At 67.7% G+C, this 25,100-nt stretch carries 23 protein-coding genes and 8 pseudogenes; 18 read left to right on the top strand and 13 right to left on the bottom strand.

Annotated elements, in window-relative coordinates; all coding sequences use genetic code 11:
* Positions 1–58 precede the first annotated feature (58 nt).
* Positions 59–712 carry an outer membrane protein assembly factor BamB family protein gene (locus tag ACUDAL_RS13090; protein WP_444678423.1) on the bottom strand — a complete coding sequence of 218 codons (654 nt, stop codon included), beginning with the start codon at positions 710–712 and terminating at the stop codon, positions 59–61.
* Entirely contained in the window at positions 640–2,493 is a 1,854-nt protein-coding gene (locus ACUDAL_RS13085) for an outer membrane protein assembly factor BamB family protein (RefSeq protein ID WP_444678422.1), read from the bottom strand. The genes ACUDAL_RS13090 and ACUDAL_RS13085 overlap by 73 nt, the downstream gene beginning before the upstream one ends.
* A gap of 365 nt (positions 2,494–2,858) precedes the next feature.
* Between ACUDAL_RS13085 and ACUDAL_RS13080 the strand changes: the two are divergent.
* Positions 2,859–3,077: pseudogene (locus tag ACUDAL_RS13080) on the top strand (glutathione S-transferase N-terminal domain-containing protein); the annotation flags it as partial.
* A 459-nt stretch (positions 3,078–3,536) separates the two neighbouring features.
* On the opposite strand, the gene ACUDAL_RS13075 reads toward ACUDAL_RS13080, so the two are convergent.
* Both ACUDAL_RS13075 and ACUDAL_RS13070 read right to left on the bottom strand, forming a co-directional pair.
* Positions 3,537–4,601, bottom strand: coding sequence for a calcium/sodium antiporter (locus tag ACUDAL_RS13075; RefSeq protein WP_444678421.1), 1,065 nt, complete (start codon positions 4,599–4,601; stop codon positions 3,537–3,539).
* 217 nt (positions 4,602–4,818) lie between these two features.
* Positions 4,819–6,117: an NAD(P)/FAD-dependent oxidoreductase gene (locus tag ACUDAL_RS13070; protein WP_444678420.1), complete on the bottom strand. Its 1,299-nt coding sequence runs from the start codon at positions 6,115–6,117 to the stop codon at positions 4,819–4,821.
* A 35-nt stretch (positions 6,118–6,152) separates the two neighbouring features.
* Between ACUDAL_RS13070 and ACUDAL_RS13065 the strand changes: the two genes are divergently transcribed.
* Positions 6,153–6,488 (top strand): hypothetical protein, encoded by a 336-nt coding sequence (locus ACUDAL_RS13065; protein ID WP_444678419.1) that lies wholly within the window; start codon positions 6,153–6,155, stop codon positions 6,486–6,488.
* A gap of 38 nt (positions 6,489–6,526) precedes the next feature.
* Here ACUDAL_RS13065 and ACUDAL_RS13060 read toward each other — a convergent pair whose 3' ends face one another.
* Positions 6,527–6,685: a hypothetical protein gene (locus tag ACUDAL_RS13060; protein WP_444678418.1), complete on the bottom strand. Its 159-nt coding sequence runs from the start codon at positions 6,683–6,685 to the stop codon at positions 6,527–6,529.
* Between the two features lie 214 nt (positions 6,686–6,899).
* Between ACUDAL_RS13060 and ACUDAL_RS13055 the strand changes: the two are divergent.
* The 8 genes and pseudogenes from ACUDAL_RS13055 to ACUDAL_RS13020 form a co-directional block, all read left to right on the top strand.
* Positions 6,900–7,905: pseudogene (locus tag ACUDAL_RS13055) on the top strand (zinc-dependent alcohol dehydrogenase family protein).
* A gap of 327 nt (positions 7,906–8,232) precedes the next feature.
* Positions 8,233–8,307 (top strand): pyrroloquinoline quinone precursor peptide PqqA, encoded by a 75-nt coding sequence (gene pqqA / locus ACUDAL_RS13050; protein ID WP_444679379.1) that lies wholly within the window; start codon positions 8,233–8,235, stop codon positions 8,305–8,307.
* Positions 8,308–8,413: 106 nt separating this feature from the next.
* The gene (pqqD, locus tag ACUDAL_RS13045) at positions 8,414–8,668 is read left to right on the top strand and encodes a pyrroloquinoline quinone biosynthesis peptide chaperone PqqD (protein WP_444678417.1); all 255 of its coding nucleotides are present in this window, start codon (positions 8,414–8,416) and stop codon (positions 8,666–8,668) included.
* Positions 8,580–9,778 (top strand): annotated as a pseudogene (pqqE, locus tag ACUDAL_RS13040) (pyrroloquinoline quinone biosynthesis protein PqqE). Before pqqD ends, pqqE begins: the two are co-directional and overlap by 89 nt.
* Positions 9,779–9,877: 99 nt before the next feature.
* Positions 9,878–10,378 carry a urate hydroxylase PuuD gene (locus tag ACUDAL_RS13035; protein WP_444678416.1) on the top strand — a complete coding sequence of 167 codons (501 nt, stop codon included), beginning with the start codon at positions 9,878–9,880 and terminating at the stop codon, positions 10,376–10,378.
* A gap of 42 nt (positions 10,379–10,420) precedes the next feature.
* Positions 10,421–11,551 carry a 3-phosphoserine/phosphohydroxythreonine transaminase gene (serC, locus tag ACUDAL_RS13030; RefSeq protein ID WP_444678415.1) on the top strand — a complete coding sequence of 377 codons (1,131 nt, stop codon included), beginning with the start codon at positions 10,421–10,423 and terminating at the stop codon, positions 11,549–11,551.
* Positions 11,536–12,045 (top strand): hypothetical protein, encoded by a 510-nt coding sequence (locus tag ACUDAL_RS13025; RefSeq protein ID WP_444678414.1) that lies wholly within the window; start codon positions 11,536–11,538, stop codon positions 12,043–12,045. Before serC ends, ACUDAL_RS13025 begins: the two co-directional genes overlap by 16 nt.
* Positions 11,937–12,368: pseudogene (locus ACUDAL_RS13020) on the top strand (hypothetical protein); the annotation flags it as partial. The gene ACUDAL_RS13025 and the pseudogene ACUDAL_RS13020, both read left to right, overlap by 109 nt.
* A gap of 67 nt (positions 12,369–12,435) precedes the next feature.
* Here the strand turns inward: ACUDAL_RS13020 and nfo are convergent.
* Positions 12,436–13,293 carry a deoxyribonuclease IV gene (nfo, locus tag ACUDAL_RS13015; RefSeq protein ID WP_444678413.1) on the bottom strand — a complete coding sequence of 286 codons (858 nt, stop codon included), beginning with the start codon at positions 13,291–13,293 and terminating at the stop codon, positions 12,436–12,438.
* A 158-nt stretch (positions 13,294–13,451) separates the two neighbouring features.
* Here nfo and ACUDAL_RS13010 point away from each other — a divergent pair, with 158 nt between their 5' ends.
* The 3 genes and pseudogenes from ACUDAL_RS13010 (at position 13,452) to pdxR (ending at position 16,552) form a co-directional block, all read left to right on the top strand.
* Complete coding sequence (locus ACUDAL_RS13010) at positions 13,452–13,967, top strand: SRPBCC family protein (RefSeq protein ID WP_444678412.1); 516 nt, start codon at positions 13,452–13,454, stop codon at positions 13,965–13,967.
* A 47-nt stretch (positions 13,968–14,014) separates the two neighbouring features.
* Positions 14,015–15,022 (top strand): GGDEF domain-containing protein, encoded by a 1,008-nt coding sequence (locus tag ACUDAL_RS13005; RefSeq protein WP_444678411.1) that lies wholly within the window; start codon positions 14,015–14,017, stop codon positions 15,020–15,022.
* Positions 15,006–16,552, top strand: a pseudogene (gene pdxR / locus ACUDAL_RS13000) (MocR-like pyridoxine biosynthesis transcription factor PdxR). Before ACUDAL_RS13005 ends, pdxR begins: the two are co-directional and overlap by 17 nt.
* On the opposite strand, the gene ACUDAL_RS12995 reads toward pdxR, so the two are convergent.
* The 4 genes and pseudogenes from ACUDAL_RS12995 to ACUDAL_RS12980 all read right to left on the bottom strand — a co-directional run bounded on the left by ACUDAL_RS12995 (position 16,544) and on the right by ACUDAL_RS12980 (position 18,346).
* Positions 16,544–17,263, bottom strand: coding sequence for a GNAT family N-acetyltransferase (locus ACUDAL_RS12995; RefSeq protein WP_444678410.1), 720 nt, complete (start codon positions 17,261–17,263; stop codon positions 16,544–16,546). The pseudogene pdxR and the gene ACUDAL_RS12995 sit on opposite strands and share 9 nt — an antisense overlap.
* On the bottom strand, positions 17,260–17,448 hold the full coding sequence (locus ACUDAL_RS12990; RefSeq protein ID WP_444679448.1) for a hypothetical protein: 189 nt from the start codon (positions 17,446–17,448) through the stop codon (positions 17,260–17,262). The genes ACUDAL_RS12995 and ACUDAL_RS12990 overlap by 4 nt, the downstream gene beginning before the upstream one ends.
* A 131-nt stretch (positions 17,449–17,579) precedes the next feature.
* Positions 17,580–17,852 (bottom strand): annotated as a pseudogene (locus ACUDAL_RS12985) (FMN-binding negative transcriptional regulator); the annotation flags it as partial.
* Between the two features lie 29 nt (positions 17,853–17,881).
* Positions 17,882–18,346: a GNAT family N-acetyltransferase gene (locus ACUDAL_RS12980; protein ID WP_444678409.1), complete on the bottom strand. Its 465-nt coding sequence runs from the start codon at positions 18,344–18,346 to the stop codon at positions 17,882–17,884.
* A gap of 368 nt (positions 18,347–18,714) precedes the next feature.
* Here ACUDAL_RS12980 and ACUDAL_RS12975 point away from each other — a divergent pair, with 368 nt between their 5' ends.
* A complete protein-coding gene (locus ACUDAL_RS12975; RefSeq protein WP_444678408.1) occupies positions 18,715–18,945 on the top strand; it encodes a hypothetical protein in 231 nt (76 codons plus the stop codon).
* A gap of 35 nt (positions 18,946–18,980) precedes the next feature.
* Positions 18,981–19,235, top strand: coding sequence for a methylated-DNA--[protein]-cysteine S-methyltransferase (locus ACUDAL_RS12970; RefSeq protein ID WP_444678407.1), 255 nt, complete (start codon positions 18,981–18,983; stop codon positions 19,233–19,235).
* Positions 19,236–19,258: 23 nt separating this feature from the next.
* Here ACUDAL_RS12970 and ACUDAL_RS12965 read toward each other — a convergent pair whose 3' ends face one another.
* Positions 19,259–20,536 (bottom strand): MgtC/SapB family protein, encoded by a 1,278-nt coding sequence (locus ACUDAL_RS12965; RefSeq protein WP_444678406.1) that lies wholly within the window; start codon positions 20,534–20,536, stop codon positions 19,259–19,261.
* Between the two features lie 128 nt (positions 20,537–20,664).
* On the opposite strand from ACUDAL_RS12965, the pseudogene ACUDAL_RS12960 reads away from it, so the two are divergent.
* The 3 genes and pseudogenes from ACUDAL_RS12960 to ACUDAL_RS12950 all read left to right on the top strand — a co-directional run.
* Positions 20,665–21,066: pseudogene (locus ACUDAL_RS12960) on the top strand (LexA family protein); the annotation flags it as partial.
* Positions 21,067–21,145: 79 nt separating this feature from the next.
* The gene (locus tag ACUDAL_RS12955) at positions 21,146–22,420 is read left to right on the top strand and encodes a Y-family DNA polymerase (protein ID WP_444678405.1); all 1,275 of its coding nucleotides are present in this window, start codon (positions 21,146–21,148) and stop codon (positions 22,418–22,420) included.
* Positions 22,421–22,522: 102 nt separating this feature from the next.
* Complete coding sequence (locus ACUDAL_RS12950) at positions 22,523–23,392, top strand: bifunctional nuclease domain-containing protein (RefSeq protein WP_444678404.1); 870 nt, start codon at positions 22,523–22,525, stop codon at positions 23,390–23,392.
* A gap of 43 nt (positions 23,393–23,435) precedes the next feature.
* On the opposite strand, the gene ACUDAL_RS12945 is transcribed toward ACUDAL_RS12950, so the two are convergent.
* Both ACUDAL_RS12945 and ACUDAL_RS12940 read right to left on the bottom strand, forming a co-directional pair.
* The gene (locus ACUDAL_RS12945) at positions 23,436–24,596 is read right to left on the bottom strand and encodes a methyl-accepting chemotaxis protein (protein ID WP_444679378.1); all 1,161 of its coding nucleotides are present in this window, start codon (positions 24,594–24,596) and stop codon (positions 23,436–23,438) included.
* A 48-nt stretch (positions 24,597–24,644) separates the two neighbouring features.
* Positions 24,645–25,027, bottom strand: a pseudogene (locus tag ACUDAL_RS12940) (cache domain-containing protein); the annotation flags it as partial.
* Positions 25,028–25,100 lie beyond the last annotated feature (73 nt).

Here is a 25,100-nt window from a genome sequence, read left to right as displayed (position 1 = left end):
GCACCCAAGGGGCGGTAGATGCCGAAGCGGCCCTTCGCCGATGCCTGCGCCGGGTGGCTCACTCGGGCAGGGCGTAGGCCATCACGCTGTCGCCCAGGCTGGTCTCGGCCTGAAAGGCACCGCCCGCGGCGATCACTACGTACTGACGCCCCTCGTGCATGTAGGTCAACGGCGTTGCCTGGCCGCCGGCGGGCAGGCGTGCCTCCCACAGCATGTCGCCGCTGGTGTTGTCAAAAGCGCGGATGTAGTCGTCCATGGTGGCGCCGATGAAGGTCACGCCGCCGGCGGTGGTGACCGGCCCCGCGCTGGTGGGCGCGCCGACGGTCATCTTGAGTCGCGTGGGAATGCCCCAGGGGCCCTGGTCGAAGCTGGTGCCGATCGGCCGGGACCAGACCAGTTCGCCGGTGGCGAGATCGGTGGCGCTGAGAAAGCCCCAGGGCGGCGCGGCACAGGGCATGTCCAGCGGCGAGAGCCAGGCGCCACGCTGCGCCGCCACCGGGGCGCCGAGCATGGGCTGTGCTTCCTGATCGATATAGCTGGCATCCTCTTCGCCGATGGGGGCGATGTTCTCCATCTCGTCGGCTTCCTCGCGCGGGTAGAGCACCACCCGTGACGGCATGCGGTTGTTGTTGACGATCATCAGACCGTTGTCGAGATCGAAGGCGGCGCTACCCCAGTTGATGCCGCCGAGAATGCCCGGGAACTGCAGCATGCCGCCGGGATGGTCGAGGGTCGGGGAGTGAACATGCCTTCGTAGCGCATGCGCTCGAACTGAATCCGGCAGTAGAGGTGGTCGATGGGGGTGGCGCCCCAGGTGTGGGCGCCGGTGAAATGCTCGACCTCCTGGCCGGGTATCGAGCCGAAGTTCGGCATCTGTGGGGAGAAGCGCTGCACCTCGGCGGTCCAGTCGCCCTCGATGGCGCCCTGGGGGGCCGGGCGCTCCTCGATGGGCAGCAAGGGCTCTCCGTTTTCCCGATCGAAGACGAACACCTGGCCGTACTTGGTCGCCTGAACCACGGCGGGACGGGGCCCGTCGTCGGTGGGAAAGTCGATCAGCGCGGGCTGGGCGCCGAGGTCGTAGTCCCACAGGTCGTGGAGCACCGTGGTGAATTTCCAGCGCACTTCACCGCTGTCGACCTCCACCGCCACCAGCGTCGAGGTGAACTCCTCCTCCTCGGGGCTGCGGTCGCCGCCGTACTGGTCATTGGCGGGGTTGCCGGTGGGCAGGTAGACCAGCCCCAGCTCCTCGTCCGCGGAGATCGCCGTCCACACGTTGGGCGTGCCGCGCGGGTAGACCTCGTCTTCAGGCGGCTGCCGGTCCGGTGTGGTCCATACCGAGTCCCAGGTCCACTGCCATTCGCCGCTGATGACGTCGTAGGCACGCACGGCGCCGGAGGGCGCGTCGCGGCGCTGGTTGTCGGTGACCTGATGGCCCACCACGACGATGCCGTTCACCACGATCGGCCCCGAGGTGTTGGAGAGCAGTCCCAGCGCCTGCGGGTCCATGCGGTCGTTGAGATCCACCGTGCCGTCGTCACCGAAGCCGCTGCACAGCGAGCCGTCTTCGGCGTCCAGTGCCATCAGGCGGCCGTCCAGCGTGCCCAGCAGCAGGCGACGAGGGCACTCCTCGACCGGCTCGGGAGCCTCGAAATAGGCCACCGAGCGGCAGGCGGTCGAGAACACGTGCTCCTGGGCCTCCACCGCCACTTGCGGGTCGAAGTGCCACTGCGGCTCGCCCGTGCCGGGGTCGAGGGCGAAGACCTGGTTGCTCTGGGTGCAGACGTAAAGGCTGTTGCCGATCTTCAGCGGCGTATTCTGGAAGGCGTAGGGGGCGGCATCGCTGGGCGGCTCGTCGCCGGTATTGAACTCCCAGGCCACCTCCAGCCGATCGGCGTTGTGCGGCGTGATCTGGTCGGCCGGCGAGAAGCGCTGGGCCAGGTTGGTACCCCCGTAGGCAACCCAGTCGGTGTCGTCCGGGGCACTCGGCTGACGGATCTCGTCGGCGGCCGCCGTGGTGGAGGCATCGGGGCCGGAGTCGACGATGAGCCACAGCACCGCCCCGGCGTAGCCGACGAGGATCAGCACGCCGAGCAGCGGGCCGGCATAGGGCAGGGCGGGCTGGTAATAGCCGCGGCGGTACAGCACCGGCAATAACAGCAGGGCGACAGCCAGCAGGCCGGCCATGAGGCCGGTGCGTGCCATCAGGTCGATGTGCCAGACCGGCATCCAGCCCTTCATGGCAATTTCCCACAGCGACCAGAGGAAGGTGCCCGCGACGGTAGCGGCATAGACCCACACCCCCGCTGGCAAGCCCAGCTTGAGCATGACGGCAGCCACCAGCGTGCCGATGCCGGCCAGGAGAAAGTAGAACGTACCGCCGAGGTAGAGCAGGTAGGCGCCACCCAGCGACATGGCCAGGCCGAGCAGCAGCAGAGCATAGGCGAGAACGGTGACGGCCCAGCCGGCCGCTCCTCGTGAGGTATGCACATCCATGGCGTTACCTGTGGTCAAGGGCGAGAAGATCGGGTCCGCTTGCGGGAATGGCTTAAAGCTAGGCCACATCCGGGGCAGGCGCCATGCTTGGGAGGGAGCTAGCTCCGCGAGGTGTTGGGGTCGGCCGAGTGTTCCGGGTTGCCCTTCCGCCGGAATGTTGAACTAGTCTCATGACATTCCCTTCAGAACGACGGAAAGGGGTGCTGTGAGGAAGGTCGTTACCCTGGGCCTGACCTGCTGAGCTATCGGGACTCTCGAGCGTTTGACGTGCCGATCAGCAAGGCTCCCTGGCAGTGGCGGCTCAGCATCGCGCAGCCGCTTCGTGCCCGTAAGCCAACACGTTCAAGGACAGACCGGAGGCCGCCATGATCACACTCCATCACTGCATTAGCGCCCGCTCGTTTCGTCCCCTGTGGTTGCTCGAAGAGATTGGTGTGCCCTATGAGCTGGTGATGCACGACTTTCCGCCCCGGGTACGCGACGAAGCCTTTCTCGAGATCAATCCGCTGGGAACGGTGCCGGTGCTGTTCGACGACAGGGTGACGATGACCGAATCGGCGGCCATCTGCCAGTATCTCGCCGGTCGCCATCCCCAGGCGGGCCTCGCGGTAACGCCGGACGACCCCGCCTACGGCGACTACCTCAACTTCCTGCACTTCGGCGAAGCGACGCTGACCTTTCCCCAGACCCTGGTGCTGCGCTACGGCCGGTTCGAGCCCGAGGAGCGCCGTTCGCCCCAGGTGGTGGAGGACTACTCACGCTGGTTCCTCTCCCGCCTGCGTACCCTGGAGCCGCACCTGGAGCGTGAAGCGTTCGTCTGTGCCGGGCGCTTCACCGCGGCCGACGTGTCGGTGGGCTATGCGCTGCTGCTGGCCAGCTACATCGGCCTGGACGAGCGCTTCAAGCCCGCCGTGGCGGCCTATTGGCAGCGCCTGCAGGCGCGGGAGGCCTTCCAGCGGGCCAAGGCCGTCGAGCGGGAGGCGGCCCTGGCCCAGGGCGTCTCCCCAAGCCGGCCATGGACATGCTGGGCTGAGCCTCAGGCGCTACTCGTTCGCTCTTCGGCGCAGCTCGGGCACGACCAGCACGGCCAGGGTCAGGGCAGTGATCGGCAGCACGAAATAGAGCATCAGGGCACTGAAACCGGCCAGCGCGTCGTGGTGGGTGGCGGCCAGTACCAGGTAGGCGGTATAGGCCACGTAGTAACCCAGCAGCACAGCCCCTTCCCAGCGATCGATGGCGCTGGCGGTGAAGCAGATCGGCAGACAGGCGACGGCTACCGCGACCATCACCGGCAGGTCGAGGCTGAGCATGGCCTGGGTCACGGCGATGCCGGCCGGGGCGATCAGGGCGGTGATGCCCAGCACGCCGAGCAGGTTGAAGATGTTGCTGCCCACCACGTTACCCACGGCGATATCCCGCTGGCCGCGCAGGGCCGCAACGATCGAGGTCACGACCTCGGGCAGCGAGGTGCCTGCCGCCACCAGGGTCAGCCCGATCACCTGATCGCTGACCCCGAACCAGCCGGCCAGGGTCACGGCCGAGTCGACGAACAGACGTGAGCCGGCCACCAGCATGGCAAGCCCACCGAGGACGTAGAGCGCGTCATGCCATCCGGGACGGGCCAGGGCCTCGTGGTCGGCTGCCGGCGCGTCGCTGGCCGCCTGGCGTTTCCCCTGCCAAAGCAGGAAGACGGTGTAGACCACCAGGCCAAGGACCAGCAGCCCACCGTCGAGCCGGCCGACGCTGCCGTCCAGTGCCATCACCAGCACCACTAGGGAAAGCACGATCATCAGCGGAATATCCAGGCGGATCAGCTGCTGGGCCACCGCCAGCGGCACGATCAGCGCCGAGACGCCGAGAATGAACAGCACGTTGAAGATATTGCTGCCCACCACGTTGCCCATGGCGATGCCCGCCTGACCGTCCAGAGCGGCCTTGAGGCTGACCACGAGCTCCGGTGCGCTGGTGCCGAAAGCCACCACCGTGAGCCCGACCACCAATGGCGGAATGCCCAATCGCGCCGCCAGGCGCGACGCACCTTGCACCAGACCCTCCGCCCCCACGATCAACAGCCCCAGGCCGAGGGCCAACAGCAGCAGCGTCACCATTCGGGAGTTCCTCGCCGTGAAAAGGGTGTAAGACGAACGAGCCGCTGGGAGAGGTGAAAGCGTTCAGGCCGCCAAGCGGTCGGGTCGTTGTGGCTTCTTCGTCGCACATAATCGCTGGGTTAGGCTTCACCCACCCGCTTCGGCCCCGCGCCTGCAGGTGGACGCTGCCCTGGCAGGCGGCATCGTGGACACCGGGCAGTGGAGGCTTAGCCGGTGGTCAATGCAGCTTCATGCGCGGGCGGATAAAGCGGTTGAGCCCGTCCGAGAGCAGGATCAGCGCCGTCTTGGCGGTGCCGTGGATGGCGCGCTGGTGCATACGATAGAGCGAGGCGTAGAAGAACTTGGCCAGGCGCCCCTCGATGAACAGGCTGCGCGCCGAGGCGCCGCGCATCAGGCTGCCGATCGCCTCGAAGTGAGCCAGCGAGATGAGCGAGCCGCGGTCACGATAGCGGAACGGCTTGAGGGTGCCGTTGTCGAGCCGGGCAAGCAGGTTCTTGTAGAGCCGCTGGGCCTGCTGGTGGGCGGCCTGCGCTCGTGGCGGTACCACGCTGCCGTCCGGCTGGGGGCAGCTGGCGCAGTCGCCGAGCACGAAGATGTCGGGGTCGTCGACGCTCTGCAGGGTCGGCTCCACCTGGATGCGCTGGTTGCGATCCAGGCTCAGCCCCAGGTCGCGCAGCACGTTGGGCGCCTTGATCCCGGCGGCCCAGACGTTGAGGTCCGTTTCGATGCGCTTCTCGTCGGCGGTGACGATGGCGTGCTCCTCCACGCGTACCACCCGGGTGGCGGTGTGCACCTTCACGCCGAGTCGTTCCAGCTCGATACGCACGGCAATGCGAATGCGCTCGGGCAGGGCCGGCAGTACATCAGGGGCCGCTTCGATCAGGTGGACCTCCAGGTGGCGGCTGTCCATGTCGGTGAAGCCGTAGCTGTGCAGCATGCGCGAAGCGTCGTAGAGCTCCGCCGAAAGCTCTACGCCGGTGGCGCCGGCGCCGACGATGCCCACCGTGAGGTGCGGATGCTCTCGCCGTTCGGGGTCGCTGTAGCGCAAGAAGGTATTGAGCATGTCGTGGCGGAAGGCCTCGGCCTGGGCCGGGCTGTCGAGGAAGTGGCAATGATCGGCGACCCCCGCGGTGCCGAAGTCGTTGCTCACGCTGCCCAGCGCCAGCACTAGCAGGTCATAGTCCAGGCTGCGGGCCGGCAGCACTTCTTCGCCGTGGTCGTCGAGCACCGGGGCCAGGCGCAGCTGGCGGGCCTCGCGGTCGAGCCCTTCGAAGGTGCCGCGCTGGAAGCGGTAACCGTTGAGCTGGGCATGGCTCTGATAGGAAATCTCGTCGATGCTGGAGTCGAGCGCGCCGGTGGCGACCTCGTGCAGCAGCGGCTTCCAGATATGGGTGGGGTTGCGGTCGATCAGCGTAATCTCCGCCTTGCTGCGTCGTCCCAGGCGGCGGCCGAGGCGGGTGACCAGCTCCAGCCCGCCGGCGCCGCCGCCGACCACAACGATTCGTCTTCCTGCCATGTAGGGCTCCGTCAGGATGAAGGTGTCATTGAGACATGGGTGCCTTTACTGTACCGCTGGGCGCCACTTCCAGTGCGACATGGTGCCGATGGCGAGGGTCGTCGCCCGGCGGCCAAGGCGCCGAGATCCGCTTCGCACTGGCCGAGGGTTCGCTGGGAGCGCTGCTGGTGGCGGCAAGCGACAAGGGGTTTGCGCCATTTCCTGGGGAGAGGCCCCCGAGGCTTTGCTGCATGCGGGAAGATCGCTTTTCTGCGGCTAGCCTGGTCGCCGACGCCGGCGCCGACGCCTTTGATGAAGGGTTGGCCACGGTGGCCGGCTTCGTCGAGGCGCCCGAGGAGCGGAGCCCTTGCGAATCAGCCCCCGACACCTAGGGTGGCGGGGGCTGCTGCGAACTCGATGACAAAGGCGCTCAATCGCGCCGCGGGCGATTCCGGCTGGGGCCGCGCTCAGGCTCTTCGATACGCGCTTCCTTGCGGACGGGACGCCGCTGTTTCCCGAGCATGGCGTGCGCCAAGGCCAACAGCGCCACTGCGGCCACGCCCACGGTCAGCGTCTCTATGATTCCCATGTGCATGTCCTCCTGTGGTGAATGGGCGACCCCGGGACGCCTTCTGCCCCGGCGAAAGTCCTGCCTCATGCTCAAGGTGGCAGCTTTCGGGCTGGCCGACAAATGCTTTGACCCAATGAAGCTCATTAAGTTTTCCCGCACCCGGGCGGCTGGGGTTGCCAGGGGGTGCCAGGAGTGCCAGGTTTCAGGAGGGTTTCCTCCACAGGAGAAAGCAATGAAAGCGGTGACCGTACCCAGCCCGGGCGGGCTGGAGCGACTCGAACTGACGGACCGAGCCGAGCCAGGTTCGCCCGGCCCCGGCGAGATCCGGGTGCGTATCCGGGCCAGCTCGCTCAACTTTCATGACTACGGTGTCGTCTCCGGCATGATTCCGGCGGCGGATGGTCGCATTCCCATGTCCGATGGCGCGGGCGACGTCGAGGCCGTGGGCGAGGGCGTGGATGAATTCGCGCCGGGCGATGCGGTGGTGTCGACCTTCTTCCCCGGCTGGCTCGACGGCCCGGCACGGGTGGGCGACTTCCGCACCACGCCGGGCGACGGCGTGGACGGCTACGCCTGCGAATGGGTGGTGCGTCCGGCGACCTGGTTCACCCACGCGCCGCGCGGCTACAGCCATGCCGAAGCGGCGACCCTGACCACGGCGGGCCTTACCGCCTGGCGGGCGCTGGTGGTCGATGCCGGGCTCAAGGCGGGGGACACCATCCTCACGCTGGGCACCGGGGGTGTCGATCTTCGCCCTGCAGTTCGCCAAGGCGATGGGTGCGCGTGTCATTGCCACCTCCTCTTCCGACGAAAAGATCGCTCGCCTGCAGCAGCTGGGTGCCGATCACACCATCAACTACCGGGCCGAGCCCGAGTGGGGCCGTCGCGTCAAGACGCTCACCGATGGGCGCGGCGTCGACCATGTGATCGAGGTCGGCGGGCCTGGCACGCTGCCGCAGTCGATCGAGGCGGTGCGCATCGGCGGCCATATCTCGCTCATCGGCGTGCTGACCGGCCGTGGCGGCGAGATTCCCACCGCCAAGCTGATGGCCAAGCAGGCCCGTCTTCAGGGCTTGATCGTCGGCAGCCGAACCCACCAGCAGGAGATGATTCGCGGCATCGAGGCCAGCGGCCTGCGCCCGATCATCGACAGCACCTTCTCGCTGGAAGAGATCGCCGATGCCTTCCGCCACGAGGAGGCGGGGCGCCACTTCGGCAAGATCTGCCTGGGCTGGTAGCCGGCGGCGCCGTTCCCCGCGGCAGCCTCGCTAAATGGCAGCGATCGTCATGGCACGATCGGCATCTCGCGTTTGGCGCTTCGCAGCGCTCATCAGCGCACACGCTTATCGCTAGGTAATGCTCCCCACTCTCGGCCCCAACGGCAGCGGTTCTTGCGCCGCCCGTGGGGCCTGCCTTGCCTTGCTGCTTCTTCGTGGAAAGCGACGTACCTGAGACCTAGGAAGGTCCGGCTTCCTTCCAAAGTGCTATACATGCATTTCATATGCCTCTCTAGTATCAATAGGCAACACCTGGGTAGAACAATCACACGCAATTGGAGGTGAATCATGCAATGGGTTGAGCCGGCTTTCTGTGACCTTCGGCTGGGATTTGAAGTCACGGCCTATGTCTACGTTCGGTAGTTGATACCGACCGGGAGCGGCCCGTGTCGCTCCCGGCTTCTCGCCAATAACAACAACGGAGGCGGGTGTGATTCCACAGCCAAAGGTGGCGATACACGATCGCTATATGATTAGCCCTACCTTCCTTTTTCGTTGGGAAGAATCCCAGGAAGCCCATGTGCTTCTCTACCCCGAGGGGGTGGTGAAGCTGAATGATACGGCCGCCAATATCCTCATGCTTTGCAATGGCGAAGCCACGGTGGACGTCCTGATTGACGAGCTTCAATCCCACTATGCTGCCGAGCGTGATCTCATCGCCAAAGGCGTCATCGATTTCCTGGAGGTGTCCCATGCCAAAGGCTGGATCCGCCTTGCGCCTTGACGGCGACGGCAAGCCCATCTGGGTGCTATTGGAGCTTACCTACCAGTGTCCGTTGAAGTGCGTCTTCTGCAGCAATCCGGTCGATTTCGATCGTGGTCGCGACAAGGAGTTGAGCACCGACGAGTGGAAGCGCGTCATTCACGATGCCCGCCAAATGGGCGCCATGCAGATCGGCTTTTCGGGGGTGAACCCACGCTGCGCAAGGATCTCGAGGCGCTGGTGGCGGAGGCCAACGGGCTGGGCTACTACACCAACCTGATCACCTCCGGCATCGGGCTGACCGCCAAGCGGCTGGAAGCGCTCAAGGCCGCGGGTCTCAAGCATATCCAGCTGGGTTTCCAGTCGAGCGACCCGGCCACGGCGAACCGCCTGGCGGGTGTGGAATGTTTCGACAGGAAGCTCGCCATTGCCCGGGAGATCAAGGCCCAGGGGTTTCCCATGGTGCTCAATGTGCCGATCACCCGGCACAACATTGCGCAGGTACCGGAAATCATCGCGCTGGCCAGCGAGCTGGGCGTGGAGTACCTGGAGCTTGCCAACGTGCAGTACTACAACTGGGCGCTGCTCAACCGTGACGAACTGCTGCCGACCCGCGAAGCACTGGAACGGGCCGAGCGGGAAGTGAACCTGGCGCGCCAGCGGCTGGGCGATAGCATGACCATTTTCTTCGTCATTCCCGACTACTACGAGGGGCGTCCCAAGGCCTGTATGAACGGCTGGGGTGCGATTCACCTGACCATCGCCCCGGATGGCACGGCCTTGCCCTGCTCCCAGGCGCGCTCGATCGAAGGGCTGCAATTCCCCAACGTGCGCGAGCATAGCCTGGCGTGGCTGTGGCGCGAGTCGCCGGCGTTCCAGATGTTTCGCGGCGATGCGTGGATGAAGGAGCCCTGCCGCAGCTGCGACGAGCGGGAGCAGGACTTCGGCGGCTGCCGCTGCCAGGCCATGCTGCTGACCGGCGATGCCGCCAACACCGATCCCGCCTGCAGCAAGTCGCCCCATCACCATCTGATTCAGGAGGCGGTGCGCCAGGCAACGGCTGCGGAGCGCCCGGCCGGCGAGCTGATCGCACGCCAGGGCGGTGCCGCCCTGGGGCGGGAGGTGACATGAAGCTGCCGCACGATTCCCTGGGCGGCACCCTGGCCGCCGGGCTGGCCCTTACCGGCGTGCTCTTCCTGTTCGTCCGGACCCTGGTCTAGGAGGCTGCGCATGGCAATGCTCGACTTCGTGTTCCGCTGGGCGCACCTGCTCTTCGCGCTGATCTGGATCGGCCACAACTATGCCAACGTGGTGAAACACCCCACCTTCACGCCCTTGAACGGCGAGCCGAGCGAGACCGAGCGCAGCGCGGCCCTCGAGGCGCGCATGCAGCGCGAGCACGCCATCTTCCGCCATGCCTCCATCGTCGTCTGGCTGTCCGGCATGGGTATGCTGTGGTACCGCGGCTGGCTGGTCGATGCTCTGTTGCTCCAGGGCCCCTATGCCGTGATCGGCATGGGGGCCTGGATCGGCACCCTGATGCTGCTCAACCTGTGGCTGGTGCTGTGGCCCCACCAGAAGAAGGTGCTGGGCTTCGTGCCGGCGCCGATGGAGGAGCGGGTGCGCTGCTCGCGCATCACCTACCTGTCGTCGCGCACCAATACCATCCTGTCGATCCCGCTGCTGTTCTTCATGGCGGCCAGTGGCCATGGCCTGCATCTCTTCTTCTGATCGCCCTGTTCGATGCACGCCAGGGCCCGAGAGGTAACGCCCATGCCCCGTCCCTCCTACAACTTCGCCGCCGGCCCCGGCATGTTGCCCCGCGAGGTGCTGCAGCAGGCCCGCGACGAGCTGATGGACTGGCAGCACAGCGGCATGTCCGTGCTGGAGATGCCCTTCACCAGCGAGGCGTACCGGGCGATCGAACAGCAGGCGCTGCGCGACCTGGCCGAGCTGCTCGATCTGCCGGCGCACTACCGCATCCTGTTCCTGCAGGGTGGGGCCTCGGCGCAGTTCGCGCTGCTGCCGCTGAATCTGTTGCCGCCCGGCGGGCGGGCCGACTACCTCGACACCGGACACTGGTCGCGCAAGGCGATCGCCGAGGGGCGCCGTCATGCCCGGGTGCGGGTTGCCGCCAGCGGGGCCGCCCATGGCTACCGCCGGATTCCTCCGTTCGCCGAATGGCGACTCGATCCGCGGGCGGGCTACTGCCACCTGACCAGCAACGAAACGGCCGACGGCCTGGCCTACACTTGGCTGCCCGATACCGGCGAAGTGCCGCTGGTCGCCGATATGACCTCCGACTTCCTGTCGCGCCCGGTTCCCATCGAGCGTTTCGGGATGATCTATGCCGGGGCGCAGAAGAACATCGGCCCGACGGGGCTGACGATCGTCATTATCCGCGACGACCTGCTGCGCCCGGCGCGGCCGCAGACGCCGACGCTCTTCAGCTACCGCGAGCAGGCCTGCTGCGAGGGTCGTCTCAACACGCCGCTGACCTATGCCGTTTATCTGGCCGGCCTGACGTTTCGCTGGCTGCGGCGGCAGGGCGGGCTGGGCGCCATGGCGGTGCGCAACCGACGCAAGAGCGACAGGCTCTACGTCGCCATCGACGCCAGCGCGCTCTATGTCTGTCGGCAGCAGGCCGCCGACCGTTCCTGCATGAATGTCTGCTTCGAGCTTGCCGCCCCCGGCCTGACCGCCGAGTTTCTGGCCCAGGCCACCGCCCAGGGGCTGCTGCATCTGCACGGGCACCCGGCCGTCGGCGGGGTGCGGGCCAGCCTCTACAACGCCATGCCTGAAGCCGGGGTCGAGGCGCTGATCCGCTTCATGCAGGCGTTCGAGGCGCGATATGCCGGGCGCCGTGGAGTGCCGCCGGAGGCCGGGGCATGCCCCGCCGCCTGATGCTGGCGCTGATGCGCCGCTCGCCGGCGCTGGGGCGCCGGCTGGCCTTCGCCCGTACGTGCCTTGCCGCCAGGCGACGCGGCCAGGGGCAGGCCGGCCGGGCCCGCGCCCAGCCGCGCATGGCGCCGGTTCGGGTTATGGGGCTGGAGTTCGCCAATCCACTAGGCATTGCGGCCGGTTTCGACAAGCGGGGGCAACTGGGCCGGCAGGCAGGGGCACTGGGTTTTGGCGCCATCGAGATCGGCACCTTGACACCGCCCCAGGCGGCCGCCTGGGGCGCCGGCCAGGCCGCTGCGGCAGGCGGCGGCGCGGTGCTGGGCGTCAGCCTCGGCATGGCCGCGGACACCGAGCCGGGGGCTGCCGTCGACGATTACTTGGCCGGAATGTGCTCGGCCTGGGCGCACGCCGACTACTTGACCATCAACCTGTGCAGCCCCCAGGCCGGTGCGCTGCTGGCCCCGCCTGCCGTGAATGGCTGGAGGCGCTGCTGGTAGCACTCAAGCAGCAGCAGCGGGATCTGGCCGCGCTGACCGGGCGCCAGGTGCCCCTGGCGGTGAAGCTTCGGCTACCGCTGGCGGGGCAGGCCCTGCCAGCGGTAGCGAGCCGGCTGGCGGCGCTGCGGTTCGATGCGCTGGTGGCGGCGTTCGACCTGGGTCCGCCGGCTACCCCGCAGCGCTACCTCGACTGGCAGACGCCCGAGCGGCAGCGCCAGGCCTGCATTCAGGTGAGCCGTCTGGCCGCCGCGCTGGCCGGGCGGCTGCCGATCATCTCGGTGGGCGGCATCTGCTCGGCGGCGCAGGTGGCCGCCCGGCTGCAGGCCGGTGCGGCCCTGGTGCAACTGCACGATGCGCTGGTCTACGAAGGGCCGCTGGTGGCCGGGCCCTTCAGCCCTCGCCGTCAGTCACGGCCTGAGCGCGCAGCCAGGCGATCTCCTCGGCCCAGATTTCGGGCTCGATGGTTTCCAGCACCATGGGAATCTCGTCGATGCGTGGGTCGCGCATCAGCGTGGTGAAGGCGTCGAGCCCGATGTTGCCCTGGCCCAGGCTGTGGTGGCGGTCGACCCGGCTGGCGTACTCGCTCTTGGCGTCGTTGAGGTGCATGCCGCGCAGGTACGTGAAGCCGACCACTTCATCGAAGGTGTCCAGGGTGGCGGTGCAGGCCTCGGGGGTGCGCAAGTCGTAGCCGGCGGCGAAGGCGTGGCAGGTGTCGAGGCAAACGCCGACCCGCGACTTGTCCTCGACCTGCTCGATGATCTCGGCCAGGTGCTCGAAGCGCCAGCCCAGGTTGGTGCCCTGGCCGGCGGTGTTCTCGATCACGGCAGTGACGCCGCGGGTCTTGTCGAGGGCCAGGTTGATCGACTCGGCGATGCGGGTCAGGCATTCGCTTTCGCTGATCTTCTTCAGGTGGCTGCCCGGGTGGAAGTTGAGCAGCGTCAGGCCGAGCTGCTCGCAGCGCTGCATCTCGTCGAGGAAGGCCGCACGGGATTTCTCCAGGCCGGCCGGGTCCGGGTGGCCGAGGTTGATCAGGTAGCTGTCGTGGGGAAGGATCTGCCCCGGGCCGAAGCCGTGACGCTCGCAGGCGTTGCGAAAGGCCTTGATGGTGGCACCGTCGAGTGGCTTGGCGCGCCACTGGCGCTGGTTCTTGGTGAACAGCGCAAAGGCATCGGCGCCGATCTCGACGGCGCGCAGCACGGCCTGGTCCGGGCCGCCGGCCGCACTGACATGAGCCCCGAGGTATTTCATCTGACGTCTCCAGCTGGGGAAGGTGAGGGGAGTGAAGGTGAAGGGGAAATAGTAGCGCAGCCTGCCGCCCGGCGGCGCCGGGGCAAGGGAAAGACTAGGCTGAGCGAAGAGCGCGCCGTTGCGTTGCCTCGGCGTGGCGATATGACAAGGATGGTGTCATGGCGGATTTTCACTTCGTCTCCCGCTGGTATCTGGAGGCGCCTGTCGAGCAGGTCTACGAGGCCCTGGCGACCCCGTGCCACTGGCCGCAGTGGTGGCCGGAGCTGATCGACGTCGAGGAGCGTGAGCGCGGCGATCGGCAGGGCATCGGACGCACCGAGCATTTCGTGTGGCGAAGCCCGCTGCGCTATACCCTGCGCTTCGATATGCGCGTATGCCGGGTGCGCTCGCCGTGGCTGATCGAGGGCGAGGCGAGCGGCGATGTGACTGGCCTGGGGCGCTGGGAGCTTAGCGAGCAGGCCGGCCGAACCTGCGTGAAGTATACCTGGCAGGTGCGCACCACCCGGCCATGGATGGGCTGGCTGGCGCGCCTGGCTCGGCCGCTGGTGATCTGGAGCCATCATGCCGTGATGCGGCATGGCGCCGAGGGCCTGGCGCGGCATCTTGCTCGGCCGCTGGAAGCCGCGGTGGAAGAACCGTCGCCCTTGCCGGGCAGGCATGGCAGTCGGCGTTAGGCGACGGTATCCTGCTGCTAAAACCCCTGATAGTTACTGCTGAAAACATGAAGAAAACGCGGGAACAGGAAGCCTTGGCGCCATCGGCCGGGCACAGCCCCGAGGCGGCGGCCGCCGGCGAATCCGACGCGCTGCGCCATGAGCTGGAGCGCCTGCGCAGCGAGAACGTTCGGCTCAAGCGCACCCTGCATCGTGTCCAGCAGATCGCCCGCCTGGGTTACTGGAAGCTCAGCCTGAAGACCCAGGACGTGTTCTGGTCGGATGTGATCTACGACATCTTCGGCGTCGCAGCGTCCTCGTTCACGCCCAGCGTGGAGGCGTTCAAGCAGCGCGTGCATCCGGAGGACCTGCCGATGGTCGAAGCCGCCATCGCCAAGGCGCTGGGGCGCGGCAACTACGATGTGATTCATCGCATCATCCGCCCCAATGGCGAGGTGCGCTGGGTGCATGAGCTGGCCGATTACGTGCCCGATGACGACGACCAGATGCTCATCGGCACGCTGCGCGACATCACCGATCAGAAGATTCTGGAGCAGCGTCTGCGCCTGCTGTCACGCACCGACGAACTCACCGGCCTGTTCAATCGGCGCTACTTCATGAAGCGCCTGGTGCAGGAGCTGGCGCGTTTCCGCCGCTATGCGCGGCCGGCTTCGGTGATCCTGTTCGATTTCGATCACTTCAAGCGCATCAATGACACCCATGGCCATCCTGCGGGTGACCAGGTGCTGGTTCAGACCAGCCGCATGCTGCGCGGCAAGCTGCGGGTCAACGACATTCCAGCGCGCCTGGGAGGCGAGGAGTTTGCGATCCTGCTGCCGGAAACCGAGCTCGATGGCGCCATCGGCGTAGCGGAGAAGCTGCGCCAGCAAGTCAGCGCGCTCTCCTTCGCTTCGGAAGAGGGCCACCTCTTCACCGCCTCGATCACCTGCGGCGTATCGGCCTTCCGCGACCGCGAGGAGACCATCGAAGCCACCCTGCATCGCGCCGACCGCAACCTCTATCAAGGCAAGCGCGCGGGGCGCAATCGGGTTATCGCGGATGAGTGGGATAGCTGACAGGGGGCTGTCTGCCACACCTGCCGGCATCGGGCAGACCGACTGGCTGGCCGATGCGCTGGGCTTGGCGCTGGCAGAAGGTGCGCCGCAGCCGCTGGCCACGCGTCTCTATCATCAGCTACGCGAGTGGATCCAGACGGGACGCCTGGTTTGCGGTCAGCGACTGCCCTCATCGCGCCAGCTGGCTGGCGAGCTGGGGTTGGGGCGCAACACGGTGCTGGCCGCCTTCGATCAGCTGCTGGCCGAAGGCTTCCTGGTCACGCGGCATGGGTCGGGCACCTTCGTTGCCGACCTGGCGTTTCCATGTACCACTCAACCAGCCACCCAGCCGGCACTAGCGGTTGGGCTCACCACGTCGCACACGCTACCGGCGCGAGCGGATGCGCCGTCGCTCTCTGCGCGCGGCACGTCGCTGCTGGCGTTCTGCCATGCCAGCCAGGAGCGCCCCATCCTGGCCCCCGGCGTGCCGGCGCTGGATCGTTTCCCCCATGGCCCGTGGCAGCGGCTGATACGCCGCCACCAGCAGCGCATGCCGCAGGAGTGGCTGGCCTATCAGGCCCAGGGCGGCGTGCCGACGCTGCGCGAGGCGCTGGCCGACTACCTGCAGCTCTCGCGCTCGGTGCGCTGTCGCCCCGAGCAGATTCTCATCGTGCAGGGGCGCAGCAGGGCTTCGAGCTGATCGCCAGGCTGCTCAGCGACCCCGGCGACAAGGTGTGGATCGAGGAGCCGGGCTACCCTGGGGCTCAGGCCTGCTTTGCGGCTGCCGGACTCGATTTGCAGGCGGTGCCGGTGGATGACGAAGGCCTCAGCGTCGCGGCTGCGGCGAACGCCGAGAGTCCGAGATTGATCTATGTGACGCCCTCGCATCAATACCCTAGCGGCGTGACCATGAGTCTGTCCCGCCGCTTGGCGCTGCTGGAAGCCGCGGAGCGGCACGGCGCCTGGATCGTCGAGGACGACTACGACAGCGAGTTTCGCTACGGGCAGCGCCCCATCGCCGCTCTGCAGGGGCTCGTCGACGATAGCCGTGTCATCTACGTGGGCACCTTCAGCAAGGTGATGTATCCCGGGCTGCGTCTGGGCTATGTGGTACTGCCCGAGTCATTGGTCGAGCCGTTTCGCCGGGCCAACGCGCGGCTTCACCGCGAGGGGCAGTACCCGGTACAGGCTGCCTTGGCGGAGTTCATCGTCGGCGGCCAGTTCTCACGCCACATCCGACGCATGCGTGACTGCTACCGTCGGCGTCAGGTGCTGCTGCGCAAGGCCCTGGCACCCGCCGTGGCACGCGGTCTGCGTCTATCCGACGGGCAGGCCGGCATGCATCTGGTGGCCTGGCTCGATGAAGCGGAACAAGAGCGTGAGTTGCTCCGACGGGGTGCGGCGCAGGGCATCTCGCTCTCGCCGCTGTCGAGTTATTACCTCAAGGCACCCGCTTGCCCCGGCCTGGTGCTGGGCTATGCCGGCACCGTGGAAGCCGAGATCGAACGGGCCGGGCGCTGGCTGGCTCGCGAATGGCTGAGCCTAGGCTGACAGCGCCGATAGCGACGACCTCTGACGACCCTCGTCATCGAAGTTGTCCGATGCGAGCCAGCGCACCAGGCGGGCTTCGTTGGCAGGCCATTCGCCGTCGAGCAGCGAGAACCAGGCGGTGTCGCGGTTGCGTCCCTCGACTACACGGTGCTGACGGAATATCCCCTCGAAGCGAAAGCCCAGGCGCTCGGCGGCACGCCGCGAGGCGGCGTTGAGCGCATCGCACTTCCATTCGTAGCGCCGGTAGCCCAGGGCGAAGGCGTGGCGCATCATCAGCAGCATGGCTTCGGTGGCCGCCGGCGTGCGGTGAAGCGGCGGCGTGAAATGGAGATGGCCGACCTCGATGCTGCCGTGCTCCGGCACGATGTTGAGGTAGCTGGCCAGTCCCAGGGCCCGCCCGGATTTTGCTTCGACGATGGCGAAGAAGAGTGGGTCCTCGCTGCGCGCACGCTCGGCCAGCCAGGCATGACACTGCTCGGCATCGCTGAACGGCATGCCGCCGGAATAGGCCCAGCGTGCTTGGGGTGTGTCGTGGGGCCCCTCACCGGGCAATAGAAAGGCGGCGAACAGCGAATCGCCATGGCGCTCTGCCGACAGCGGTTCGAGGCGAACCCGTTCTCCCTGCAGAGGGGTTCGCTGCGGCCGGCTTGCCGGCTGCCAGCCGGGCAGGGCGACACCGAGGGGGCGGTCGTCTACGGGCCGCGTGCTCATGCCTGCCGCTCCTCGTCTGCCAGTGTCTGCATCTCGTGCCAAAGCTGGCGCGCCTGCGGGTCGGCGCTCTGCGCCAGGGCCGCTTCGACCCCTGCCTGATCGGCCCGGGAGCGCTGCCGGCCGAGTTTGGCCTTGCCTTCGAGGGCTTCGATGCGCAGGCGAAAGCCGACCACGCCGGCCTGCATCTTTTCCAGGTAGTCGTGCTCGCGGCCCAGCGAATCGAGCAGGGCGGGTTCGAAGTGGGCCAGGCTGCGCGCGAGCAGCTCCGCGTGGCCGCGGCGTCCAGCAGCTCCAGGCGCCCCGTGGCATGCACGGCCAGGTAGTTCCAGGTGGGCACGGCAGGCCGGCTGGCGTACCAGCTCGGCGAGACATAGGCGTGGGGCCCGCTGAAGATCGCCAGCGCCCGGTTGCCGTCCAGCGCTCGCCAGTGAGGATTGGCCCGGGCGACGTGGCCGTAGAGCGAACCGAGCTCGCCTTCGCTTCGTTCCAGCGTCAGGGGCAGGTGGGTAGCCTGCAGATCGGCGCCGACCAGCACGGCGAAGCCGTAGCGCTCGACCAGCGCCCAGGCCTGCTCGCGCGTCAGCCGCATCGATGGGGGAACGTACATGGCGCCTCCGCTCAGCCCTGGTCTGCCTGGGTGTCGAACAGCAGACCGTAGTGATAGAAGGTCGTATCGCGCTGCCAGCCGAGCGATTCGTAGAGCGCCTGGGCGGTGCGGTTGTCGATCTCGGTGGCGAGCTTGAGATGGCCGACGCCATGGGCTCGGGCGAGCTCCCTGGCGGCCTGCATCAGGGCGCGCCCGACGCCGCTGCGACGAGCCTCGGGGGCGACGAACAGATCGTTGAGCAGCCACAGCGGGGCCAGGCGCACGGTGGAAAGCAGGGGGTAGAGCTGTACGAAACCCTGCAGTTCTCCCTGGCTTCCTGTGTGAACCAGAATGTGCGAATCGCCGCGCTCGAGGCGTGCCTGCAGGAACTGCCGGGCGCCTTCGAGATCGGACGCCTGGCGGTAGAACTGCCGGTAGCCGTCGAGCAGTTGGCTGAGTGGCTCCAGGTCGTTAAGGGTGGCTTGGCGAATGGTCATGGGTGGCTCCTCTGCGTTGCGATGGGCGAGAGCCAGTGTGGTATGAATCTGGTTCCTTGCTAAGGGCCAGTTTGACGTCATTCAGGAGAACCACTTTGCGTTGGCAGGGAGGCTGCAAAAGATACCGGCCATCGGCCATGGGCGGGCTAGAATGGAGCGATGACGCTCTCGATCGCAGCGCATCGCTGAGGCGGCGCGCCATGCACGGGCTGCGGGAGAGCTTCGGGCTTGGCCGTGCAGCGGCGCTGACGGAGCCGGGCAAATGCTCCGCGCCGAGGCCTGGCGGCCCTGGCGTGGCTACGCCGTGATGCACCTATGGCATGCCGATGCGGTCGCAAGGCAGGCAACAGCGAGATAGGAGAGAGGCAATGCAACTCTGGCTGGATCGATTGGCGTCCCCGGTGGGCGAGCTGCGCCTGGTCGTGGACGAACAGGGCGCGCTGCGAGCGCTGGAATTCGACGATCACGACGAACGCCTGCACCGCCTGCTGAAGCGCCACTACGGCCGCTACGAGCTTATCCGGGAGCGGCGCCCGCGGCCATTCGGCAGGCCCTGGCGGCCTACTTCGAGGACGATGCCTCCCGGCTTGCGGCACTAACGGTCGCTACCGGCGGCACGCCGTTCCAGCGCCTGGTGTGGCAGGCGCTGCGCGAGATCCCGGCGGGCAGCACGATCAGCTATGGCGAGCTGGCGAAGCGGATCGGGCGGCCAGGGGCCTGCCGCGCGGTAGGCCTGGCCAACGGTGCCAACCCCGTGGCGATCGTGGTGCCGTGCCATCGGGTTATCGGGGCCAACGGCACCCTTACCGGCTATGGCGGCGGGCTGCCGCGCAAGCAGTGGCTGGTGGCGCACGAGCGCCGCCTGAACGTGCCGGCAGTGCCGGCCTAGCCCAGGCTCAGGCCAGCCAGGGCTCAGGTTAGCCAGGCGACGGCCAGGCCCGCCGCCGCCGAGGCCGCGATCGGGCCGACGATGCAGCGGGTCAGGCGTGCATTGCCCGCGGTGGCGGTCAGCACCACCTTGAACAGGTTGTTTACCGAGGCGGCCAGCAGGATGCCCAGCACGGCGGTGGACACCGTGATGGTTTCCGGCGCCAGGCGGCTGAGCGACAGGGCGATGGCATGCACGTCGGCAATGCCGGAGGTGGCGGCCAGCAGGTAGATGCCGGCTTCGCCGAGCCAGTCGCGTAGCCACTCGCCCAGCACCATCACCACCGCCAGCAAGGCGCCGAGCACCAGCGCGGCGCGCAGTTCCAGCGGGTTCTGGGTCATCGGCTGGTGGGTCTTGAGATGGCGGCGGTGGCGCCGCCACAGCCACAGCGCCGGCAGGGTGAGCGCCACCCCCATGGCGGCCAGCGGGGCCAGCAGCCGGGGCAACAGGGCCGGGCCGACCAGGGCGGCGTAGAGCAGCAGGCGCGGCAGCATGGTGCCGCAGGCGAGCAGGATGCCGGCGGCCAGCATTGGTGCCAGCTGCGGCTCGCGGCGGGCCTGGCGGGCGTACTGCAGGGTCAGTGCGGTGGATGAGCTCAGCCCGGCGAACAGCCCGGTGAACAGGATGCCCTTCTCGGTGCCGCCGATCCGCACGGCAAAGTAGCCGATGAACGAGATCGAGGCGATCAGCACCACCAGCCACCAGATCGCATAGGGGTTGAGCACCCCGCCGGGGCCCATGTCCTCGTTGGGCAGCAGCGGCAGCATCACCACACTGATCAGCAGCAGCTTGAGGCCGGCGGCGAGCTCATTGGCTTCGAGCTTGTGCAGCAGGCCGTGGATCTCGCGCTTGTTATCGAGGATCAGCGCGGTGACCACCGCACAGGCCGTGGCCAGGGCGATCTCCACCGCCACCGCCAGGGCACCGAAGCAGAAGGTCAACAGCAGCCCGATCAGGCCGGTGATGCTGTAGTCCCGGCTCTTTTCCATGCTGGCCCGGTAGCCGGCCAGGGCGATGCCGGCGACCGCCAGGAAGATCAGTGGAAACGCCCAGGAGGTGAGCGTTTCCGATAGCAGCGCCGCGATGCCGCCGAACAGCCCCACCAACGCGTGGGTGCGCACCCCGGCCACCCGCTCGCCCCATTCGCGCTTGCGCGCCGACCAGCCGCGCTCGATGCCGATCAGCGCACCCAGCAGCAGCGCCACGGCCAGCTCCATGAGGATGGCATTGTCGGCCAGAAACTCGCTGGCGATGTCGTCCATGGTGGTTTCCCTTCCCTGGAAAGCTCCTTCCCTCAGCATGGAGGGCGATCGCGCTGCCTTCAAACCTGGCGACGGTGTCGTGCTGCCCGTTCAGGGCTTGCCAAGGGGCGGCATCGCAAGAATACTGTATGGGAGTACAGTATATGGAGGCCCTCATGCCGCTCACTTCACTTCCTCTGCTGCGCGTTGTCGGTCGACCCGCCACGCGGCCCGTGCCGCAGCCCTTGCCCCTGCTGGGTTGCCGGGTCCGCGCCGGGTTTCCCAGCCCTGCCGACGACCATCTCGACATCGACCTGGACCTGCACGATCACGTGGTGAAGCGCCCGGCCTCCACCTATTTCGTGCGTGCCGAAGGTGACTCGATGCAGGGCGACGGCATTTATGACGGCGACCTGCTGGTGGTGGACCGCAGCCTGGAACCGCTGCCCGGCCGGGTGGTGATCATCGCCGTGGACGGCGAACCCACGGTCAAGCGGCTGGTGCGCCAGGGCGGGCGTACCGTGCTGCTGGCCAGCAACCCGCGCTTTGCGCCGATCCCGCTGGATGGCAGGACGTGCCACGTCTGGGGCGTGGTCACCCATGTGATTCACGCCTTGCCGGGGGTTGACCATGATCGCGCTGGTGGATGGCGACAGCTTCTACGTGAGCTGCGAACGGGCGTTCAACCCGCGGCTGGAAGGACTGCCGGTCGGTGTGCTGTCGAACAACGACGGCTGCGTGGTGGCGCGCTCCCGCGAGCTCAAGGCGCTGGGGGTGGCCATGGGGGCACCGCTGCACCTGCTGCCGCCGGCCATTCGCCGCCAGGCGGTGCTGCTGTCGAGCAACTACGCCCTCTACGGCGACGTGTCGCGCCGGGTCAATCAGGTGCTGGCGGAGTTCTCCCCGGAGGTGGAGCTCTACTCCATCGACGAAAGCTTCGTGCACTTCGACGGCTTCGACCCCGCCGGGCTGGAGGCCCACTGCCAGCGGCTGCGCCAGACGGTGCGCCGCTGGACCGGCATCCCGGCCGGTGTGGGGGTGGCGCCCACCCGGGTGCTGGCCAAGGTGGCCAACCGCCTGACCAAGCGCGAGCCTGCCTACGAAGGGGTGTGCCTGCTCGAAGCCGACAGCGACGTGACGCGCCGGGTGCTGCAGGCGCTGCCGGTCGGCGACCTCTGGGGCGTGGCTCGGCGCACGGCCGAGCGGCTTGCACTGCTGGACATCACCACCGCCTGGGAGCTGCGGCAGGCCGATCCCAAGCGGATCCGCAGCGCCTTCTCGGTGGTGCTCGAGCGTATCGTCTGGGAGCTGCGCGGCCGACCCGCCATCCGTCTCGAGGACATGACGCTGCCGCGCCAGCGCATCCTGGTATCGCGCTCCTTCGGCAGGCTGACCCGCGACCTGGCCGATCTGCAGGCCGCCACCCGCCAGCATGCCGCACGCGCCGCCGAGAAGCTGCGTCGCCAGGGCAGCCTGGCGCGGGCGGTGCTGGTATTCGTGCGCACCAACCCCCACCGGCTGGGCGACCCGCAGTACACCAACAGCCAGATCGTCGCGCTGCCGGAGCCCAGCGCCGACACGCCCACGCTGCTCGCGGCGGCGCGCCGGGCGCTGGAAACGGTGTTCCTGGAGGAGCATCGCTACCAGAAGTGCGGCGTCATACTGCTGGACCTGGTGGAGGGCGAGCGCTGCCAGGGCTCGCTGCTCGATGAGCCCGGCGATGAGCATAGGCGCGACCGCAGCCGTCGGCTGATGGCCACCCTCGACCGGCTCAACCGCGAGATGGGGCGCGATACCGTGCGCTTCGGCCTGCCGCACAAGGACAATGCCTGGGCCCTGCGCTGTCAGCACCGCACCCAGCGCTACACCACCCGCTGGGATGAGCTGATGAAGGTCAGGTCCTGACCCCCTCTCTATCTCGCACGCCGGGTTCGCTCACCCCGCCGCATGGCGGGGTGCAGCCATGAGTGCCATGCTCTAGGCATTGTTGCTTGCGGGGAGAAGTCCATGACATTGCTGGTTCGCGGTTATCGTCTGCTGTCGCTGCTGTGTGGCCTCGCGCTGCTGCTGAGCGCGCATGCCGTGAGTGCCCGCGAACTGGCGGCAGAGGTCGACGAGATGGTGGAAGTCGAGGTTGCCACCGTGGGCATCGCCGGCTTCGGTGTGCCAGTGGTGTTGCTGCGCGAGCCCGGTGCGCGCGAGGTGGTGCCGATCTTCGTCGGTTCCAACGAGGCCAGCGCCATTTTGCGCGGCCTGGGCGGTGCACGGGCGCCGCGCCCCATGACCCATGAGCTGTTCGGCGATGTGCTGGGCGGGATCGATGTCACCTTGGTGCGGGTATTCGTCGACGACCTGGTCGACAACACCTTTCTCGGCATGCTGGAGCTTCGCATCGCCGAGCGCGACGAGCCGGTCCGCATCGACAGCCGGCCGAGCGATGCGATCGCCCTGGCGCTGCAGGTCGGGGCCAGCATTCATGTGGCGCCCCAGGTGCTGGCGGCCGCACGCCAGATCGAGTTCGAGGGGCTGGAAGATCAGGTAGTGGCCGCCCTCGGCATCACGGTGGCCCCGGTCAGCGACGACCTGCGTGAAGCGCTGGGCCTGCCCGACCGTGAAGGGGTGCTGGTCAACGATACCCGCGGCCCGGCGCTGAGCGCCGGCCTGGCGCCCGGGGCGCTGCTGCTCGAGGTGAACGGCGAGATCCCCACCACGCCCATGCGCTTCCTCGAGCTGGTGCGGGACACGCCGGTGGGCGAGGAGGCGCAGCTGCGCTACTGGCAGGAAGGCGAGGAGCACACGCTGAGCCTGCCCACCGCCGTGCCGCCCCCGGGGCCGGTTCCCCAGCACCGGCTGCAGTCGCCGGGCACCCAGGTGTGAGCCGCCAGCGGCCGCGGCTGCAAGGGCAGCGGCCTGCCTGGATTCAGAAGGCTTCCCACTCCGCCTGGGAGCCGGGCCGAGCGGGCGAGGCGGGCACCTTCCTGCTCGCGGCGGGTAGCGCAGGCAGCTGCCTGGCAGGCGTGGCAGCTGCGGCCCCGCCATTCTCGCGCTCGTCGCCCAGGATGAAAGTGCCGACCAGGTCGCTGAGTTGCTGCGAGTGACGGCGCATCTCGGCGGCCAGGGAGGACGTATGCTGCACCATGGCGGCATTCTGCTGCGTCATGGTGTCCATCTCGGCCACGGCCGTATTGATCTGGCCGATACCGGCATTCTGTTCACGCGCGCCAGCGCTGATTTCGGCGATCACGTCGCTGACCCGTGCCACGCTGGACACGATCTCCTGCATGGTGGCGCCCGCCCGCTGGACGATCTCGCTGCCGCTGCGAGCGTGGGCCACGGAGGTATCGATCAACGTTCGGATTTCCTTGGCGGCATCGCCGGAGCGGCTGGCCAGGGTGCGCACCTCCTGCGCCACCACGGCGAAGCCGCGGCCATGTTCGCCGGCCCGAGCGGCTTCCACCGAGGCGTTGAGCGCCAGTATGTTGGTCTGGAAGGCAATGCCGTCGATCAGGCTGACGATCTCGGCGATACGGCTCGATGAGGCGTCAATATCCGCCATGGTGCGCTCTACGCGCTGCATGGCGCTTTCGCCATCACGCGCTACCTGGGTAGTGGCGACGACCAGCTGATTCGCCTGTTGTGCCGATTCAGCGCTGTGATTCACCGTGGCGGTGATCTCCTCCATGGAGGCGGATGTTTCCTGCAGGTTGGCGGCGGCCTGCTCGGTGCGCGTGGCCAGTTCATCGCTGCCCTGGGCAATGTCTTCCGCGGCGAGATGCACGCTGGTAGTGCTGCGGCGCACGTCGCGCAGGGTCTCTTGCATGCGGGTGACGAAGGCATTGAACTGGGTGGCCAGCTCGCCGATCTCGTCCTGGGTTTCGGCGTTAAGGCGGCGGGTGAGGTCGCCCTGGCCCTGGGCGATGTCGCGCATGGCATCTGCGGTGCGACGTATGGGGCGAATCGTGCGGCGCACGAGCCATACCGAGGCGGCCGCCACCGCAGCGAACAGCGCCAGCCCGGTCAGGATTGACGACAGAATGGCGCTGCGCAGCACGCTGGCGGCTTGGAGGTCGGCCTTGGCCATGGCGGCATCGATATCGGTGATATAGACCCCCGCGCCCAGCATCCAGCCCAGCTCGGGAACGGTGTCGACGAACGAATACTTGGGCTCCACGTCGTTGGTGCCGGGGTATTCCCATGGGTACTGATAAAAGCCGCCCCCTGCTGCGCCAGCGAGATCATGTCGCGGATGATGAAGGCGCCATCGGGGGCGCGCAGGTTGCTGAGGTCGGTGCCCTCGCGTTCCCGACTGTAGGGCAGCACGATATTGGTACCGTCGTACTGGTAGGCAAAGATGTAGTTATCGCCTTCGAAGCGAATCGCACGGAGGATCTCGGCGGCTTGCTCGCGCCGCTGTGCCTCGCTGAGGCCGCGATTCTGCAGCACGGGCTGGATGGCCGTGCGGGCACTTTCGACGACGTCGCGAACCCCGGCCTGGCGCGTTTCGATCAGCATGGCACGCTGCATGGCCAGGGCATCCTGGTTGCCCACGATGCGGTCGCGGGCATCCAGCGTGACAAGCACGAGG

The organism is Halomonas sp. E19 (assembly GCF_052439355.1).
GTDB lineage: Bacteria > Pseudomonadota > Gammaproteobacteria > Pseudomonadales > Halomonadaceae > Halomonas.
Note: the sequence above shows the minus strand (reverse complement) of the source record. Positions and strands in the feature narration are given on the sequence as shown.